Genomic DNA, 4,630 nt, shown 5'->3' on the forward strand with positions numbered 1-4,630 from the left:
TCGAGCACGCCCAGATAGGTGATGAAGTCGCCGGCCTGCTGCGGAAACAGCGCGAGCGTCTGCGGCGGCTGCACGGCTTCGCCGCGTCCGAGCGAGGCGAACAGGCGCGCGAGCACGCCGCGCACGTCGAGATGGGGCAGCGCGGCGCGCACCGTGGCGGCGTCGGCGATGAAGGGCGCGGCGGCGTGGGAAAGCGGCGAAATTGTCGTACCGGACATGCTGGATTCCTTCGAAATCTCGCGGCGGCGCGAGGATGTGGGGACGGGAAGATGGCGGGAAAGTCGAGGTGGACTTTTTTGTCCATTCTAGACTTTATTTTGATTTTTCGTCTATATTCGTTCTGCGGACGCGACGTTTGCGCGGCACACTGCGCAGGTGCGCGCCGCCCGACCCATGAGACCAAGGATGACGACGATGAACACGAAGACGATTCGCTGCGCGCGCGCGGCGGGACTGGCCGGCCTGCTCGCCGCGGCGCTCGGCACGACCGCGCTGAGCTCGGGCGTGGCGCACGCGCAGGATCCGCAGACGCTGCGTTTCGGCGTGGAGGCGTCGTATCCGCCGTTCGAGAGCAAGGCGCCGTCGGGCCAGTTGCAGGGCTTCGACATCGACATCGGCAATGCCGTGTGCCAGCGCATGCAGGTGAAGTGCGTGTGGGTCGAGAACAGCTTCGACGGCCTGATCGCGGCGCTGGAGGCGCGCAAGTTCGACGTCATCAATTCGGCGATGAACATCACGGACAAGCGTCGTCAGCAGATCGACTTCACGCCGGCCGTCTACGTCATGCCGATCCAGATGGTCGCGAAGCGCGGCTCCGGTTTGCAGCCCACGCCCGCGAGCCTCAAGGGCAAGCAGATCGGCGTGCTGCAAGGCTCGACGCAGGAAGATTACGTGCGCAAGCACTGGGCGCCGCAGGGCGTGTCGATCGTCACGTACGAGAATCAGGACCAGATTTTCGCGGATCTCGCGGCGGGCCGTCTGGACGGCGCGGTCCAGGAAGTGCAGACTGCCACCGACGGTTTCCTCTCGAAGCCGCAAGGCAAGGACTACGATTTCGCGGGCGCGCCGCTCAAGGACCCGGCCACGCTGGGCGAGGGCACGGGCTTCGGTCTGCGCAAGAACGACGCGGCGCTCAAGGCCAAGGTGGTGGCGGCGCTCGATTCGCTGCGCAAGGACGGCACGCTCACGAAGCTGTCGATGAAGTATTTTGGCCGCGACATCGTCGCGAAGTAATTTTGAACGATACGGACTCCAGAGGAATCGCATGAGCAAGAGCGCGATCGTGCTCGGCGCGGGCATCGTCGGCGTGAGCGTGGCGCTGCATTTGCAGCAGCGCGGCGTGCGCGTGGCGCTGGTCGACCGGCGCGCGCCCGGCGAGGAAACGAGCCACGGCAACGCGGGGCTGATCGAGGCGTCGTCGGTGGTGCCGTATGGTTTTCCGCGCGACTGGCGCACGCTGCTGCGTCTCGTGCGCAACGACTCGACGGTGCTGCGCTACGACCTGCGCTCGATGCCCGCTTACGCGCGCTGGCTCGCGACCTTCTGGCGCGAGTCGTCGCCGGCGCGGCTGGCGGGCGCGGCGCGCGACATGCTGCCGCTGATCGAGCGCAGCGTCGCGGAGCACGAAGCCTTCGTCGCGCGCACCGATCTGCGCGCGCTCGTGCGGCCGATCGGCTGGCTGGAGGCGTATCGCTCGGCGGAGGCGTTCGAGCGCGAACGCGCGGCCGCGCAGCATGTGGCCGCCGATCATGATCTGCACATCGAGACCTTCGACGCGGCCGGTTTGCGCGCGGCGGAGCCGTCGCTGGCGGCGGGTTATGCGGGCGCGATTCATTGGATCGATCCGGCCAGCGTCGCCGATCCGGGCGCGCTGGTGAAGGGCTACGCCGCGCTGTTCGAGCGCGAGGGCGGCGTGATCGTAAAGGGCGACGCGCGCACGTTGCGTGCGCAGGGCGGCGGCTGGTCCGTGCAGACCGACGACGGTCCGCTCGACGCGCAGCTCGCCGTGGTGGCGATGGGGCCGTGGTCCGACATGGTGACCGCGCCGCTCGGTTATCGCGTACCGCTGATGGCCAAGCGCGGCTATCACATGCACTACGCGAGCGAGGCGCGCGCGCCGCTCACGCGGCCCGTGGTCGATGCCGAAGGCGGTTATGTGGTCGCCCCGATGCAGCGCGGGCTGCGTCTCACGACCGGCGTCGAACTCGCCACGCGCGAGCGTCCGCCGAATTACGCGCAACTCGACGACGCCGAACGCAACGCACGGCCCGTGTTCGGGCTGGGCCAACGTCTGGACGATACGCCGTGGATGGGCATGCGTCCGTGCACGCCCGACATGCGCCCGCTGCTCGGTCCCGCGCCGCGTCACGCGGGTCTGTGGTTCGCGTTCGGCCACAACCATCATGGCCTGACGCTCGGGCCGGTGTCGGGACGTCTGCTCGCGGAACAGATCATGGGCGAGACAACGTTTACGGATCCCGCGCCGTATTCGCCGGCACGTTTCGCGTAATCGCGGCAGTGATTAGTGCGCGCCGGCCGCGCCGCCTCCGCCGCCGCCTTTCGTCGATTTCGTGATCCAGATGAGCGGAATGATCGCGAGAAAAATAATCGCCGAGATATAGAAAATATCGTTCAGCCCCATCATCGCGGCCTGGGTCGTCAACTGAAAATCGAATAATGCGCGCGCCGACGGCTCGCTCAGATGCAGCACCTGCTGCGTCTGCTCAATCGATTGCCGGAACAGCGGATTGTCGATGCTCGCCTGCTCGGTGAGCCGCTCGTGATGCAGGATCGTGCGGTTATTCCAGGCGTTCGTCGAAATCGACGTGCCCACCGCGCCGCAAAACACGCGCACGAAATTCGACAGACCCGCCGCCGCCGGAATGCGCTGCGGCGGCTGCCCCGCGAGAATGATCGCCGTGAGCGGCACGAAGAACAGCGCCATCGGCACGCCTTGCAGCAGCGTCGGCAAGACGAGATGGAACGTGTCGATCTCGACCACGTAACGCGAGCGCATGAAGAACACCACCGCGAACAGCACGAACGCCGATGTGGCGATCACGCGCGCATCCGAGCGCGGCAAGATACGGCCCACGACCGGCGAGAGCAACATCGCGAATATGCCGAGCGGCGCGGTCACGAGACCCGCATCGACGGAACGGTAATTCAGATACTCCTGCATCCATTGCGGCAAGAGCACGAGATTGCCGAAAAACACGCCGTACGCCACCGAAATCGCCACGGTGCCGCCGAGAAAATTACGTTGTCCGAATAATCGTAAATCGACGATCGGATGCTCCTCGGTCAATTCCCAGACGAGAAAGAACGCAAAGCTGATGAGCGCGACGATACCCAGCCCGACGATCACCGGCGAGGAAAACCAGTCGAGATCCTTGCCCTTGTCGAGCAGGATCTGCAGCGAGGCGACCCATGCGATCAACAGGCCGAGACCCACTATATCGATGGGCGGCTTGCGCGTGGCCGACTCGCGCTGCCGGTAGATCGACCACGTGATCGAGGCCGCGAACAGGCCGACCGGAATGTTGATGTAGAAGATCCACGACCAGTTGTAGCTGTCGGTGATCCAGCCGCCGAGCGCGGGGCCCGCGATCGGGCCGACCGTGGTCGTCATCGCCCAGAAGGCGAGCGCGGTGGCGGATTTGTCGCGTGGCCATGAACCGAGCAGGATGGCCTGCGAGAGCGGAATCAGCGGACCAGCCACGGCGCCTTGCAGCACGCGCGCGACGAGCAGGAAGGGCAGCGTCGGCGCGATGCCGCAGAGCCACGAGGCGAGCACGAACGACAGAATCGACGCGACGAACAGGCGGATCTGGCCGAAGCGCTGCGTGAGCCAGCCGGTCAGCGGAATCGAGACCGCGTTGGCCGCCGCGAACACGGTGATGACCCACGTGCCTTCGTCGACGGACACGCCGAGGTCGCCGGAAATCGTCGGAATGGCGACGTTGGCGATCGAGGTGTCGAGCACGTTCATGAACGTGGCCAGCGCGACCGCGACGGTCGCGAGGATCAGCTTGCCGCCCTCTAGCGGCGGCGGGGGCGCGGGCGGCGCGCCCGGCGTGGTTGAGGCGGCAGGCTGGTTCAAGCGTCTTCTCCGCGGATTCGGTTACGACTGGCTTTCGGCGTGCCGGCGTCTGACAGGCCGGATGTCGCGCAAGGATAACCGCAAACGCAATACCCATGCCGCGCAGGGATTTCGGGCGGCGTCCGCTTTCCTGGACAAAAACACACCGATACCCCGGTAAAACCCTGGTAGGCCGTTTTTTTGTTCACCTGCATCGTAAACGTATGTTGTCAACGACATACATTTATCGGAAGAGGGAACACAGTGACGGAGCAGGATCGCCCCGCGGCGGGCAGCACTTCGAACATCACGGCGCGCGCCATCGCGGCGGCGTACAAGGCGGGCGTGACCGATCCGGTCGAGGTCGCGCGCGAGTCGCTCGCGCGTGCATCGCGTGCGGGCGCGGCGTTCATCAGCGTCGATGAAGCGGGCGCGCTCGATGAGGCGCGGGCCTCGGCGGCGCGCTGGCGCGCGGGTGCGCCACTGTCGGCGTTCGACGGCGTGCCGCTTGCCTGGAAGGATCTGTTCGACGTCGCGGGCAGCGTGACG

The 4,630-nt window shown here is 66.2% G+C and carries 3 protein-coding genes and 2 pseudogenes; 3 read left to right on the forward strand and 2 right to left on the reverse strand.

The annotated features are described in order from the left end of the window. Window positions 1-218, reverse strand: a pseudogene (locus G3N97_RS36415) (hypothetical protein); the annotation flags it as partial. A 196-nt stretch (window positions 219-414) separates the two neighbouring features. On the opposite strand from G3N97_RS36415, the gene G3N97_RS36420 reads away from it, so the two are divergent. Together G3N97_RS36420 and G3N97_RS36425 are read left to right on the forward strand one after the other, a co-directional pair. Further along, the gene (locus G3N97_RS36420; RefSeq protein ID WP_074982666.1) at window positions 415-1,233 is read left to right on the forward strand and encodes an ABC transporter substrate-binding protein; all 819 of its coding nucleotides are present in this window, start codon (window positions 415-417) and stop codon (window positions 1,231-1,233) included. A 31-nt stretch (window positions 1,234-1,264) separates the two neighbouring features. Further along, window positions 1,265-2,509, forward strand: coding sequence for an FAD-binding oxidoreductase (locus G3N97_RS36425; RefSeq protein WP_205997636.1), 1,245 nt, complete (start codon window positions 1,265-1,267; stop codon window positions 2,507-2,509). A 12-nt stretch (window positions 2,510-2,521) separates the two neighbouring features. Here G3N97_RS36425 and G3N97_RS36430 read toward each other — a convergent pair whose 3' ends face one another. After that, window positions 2,522-4,102: a DHA2 family efflux MFS transporter permease subunit gene (locus tag G3N97_RS36430; RefSeq protein WP_065060668.1), complete on the reverse strand. Its 1,581-nt coding sequence runs from the start codon at window positions 4,100-4,102 to the stop codon at window positions 2,522-2,524. 243 nt (window positions 4,103-4,345) lie between these two features. On the opposite strand from G3N97_RS36430, the pseudogene G3N97_RS36435 reads away from it, so the two are divergent. Further along, a pseudogene (locus G3N97_RS36435) lies at window positions 4,346-4,630 on the forward strand (hypothetical protein); the annotation flags it as partial.

This window comes from Paraburkholderia sp. Ac-20347 (assembly GCF_017104805.1).
Taxonomy (GTDB): domain Bacteria; phylum Pseudomonadota; class Gammaproteobacteria; order Burkholderiales; family Burkholderiaceae; genus Paraburkholderia; species Paraburkholderia tropica.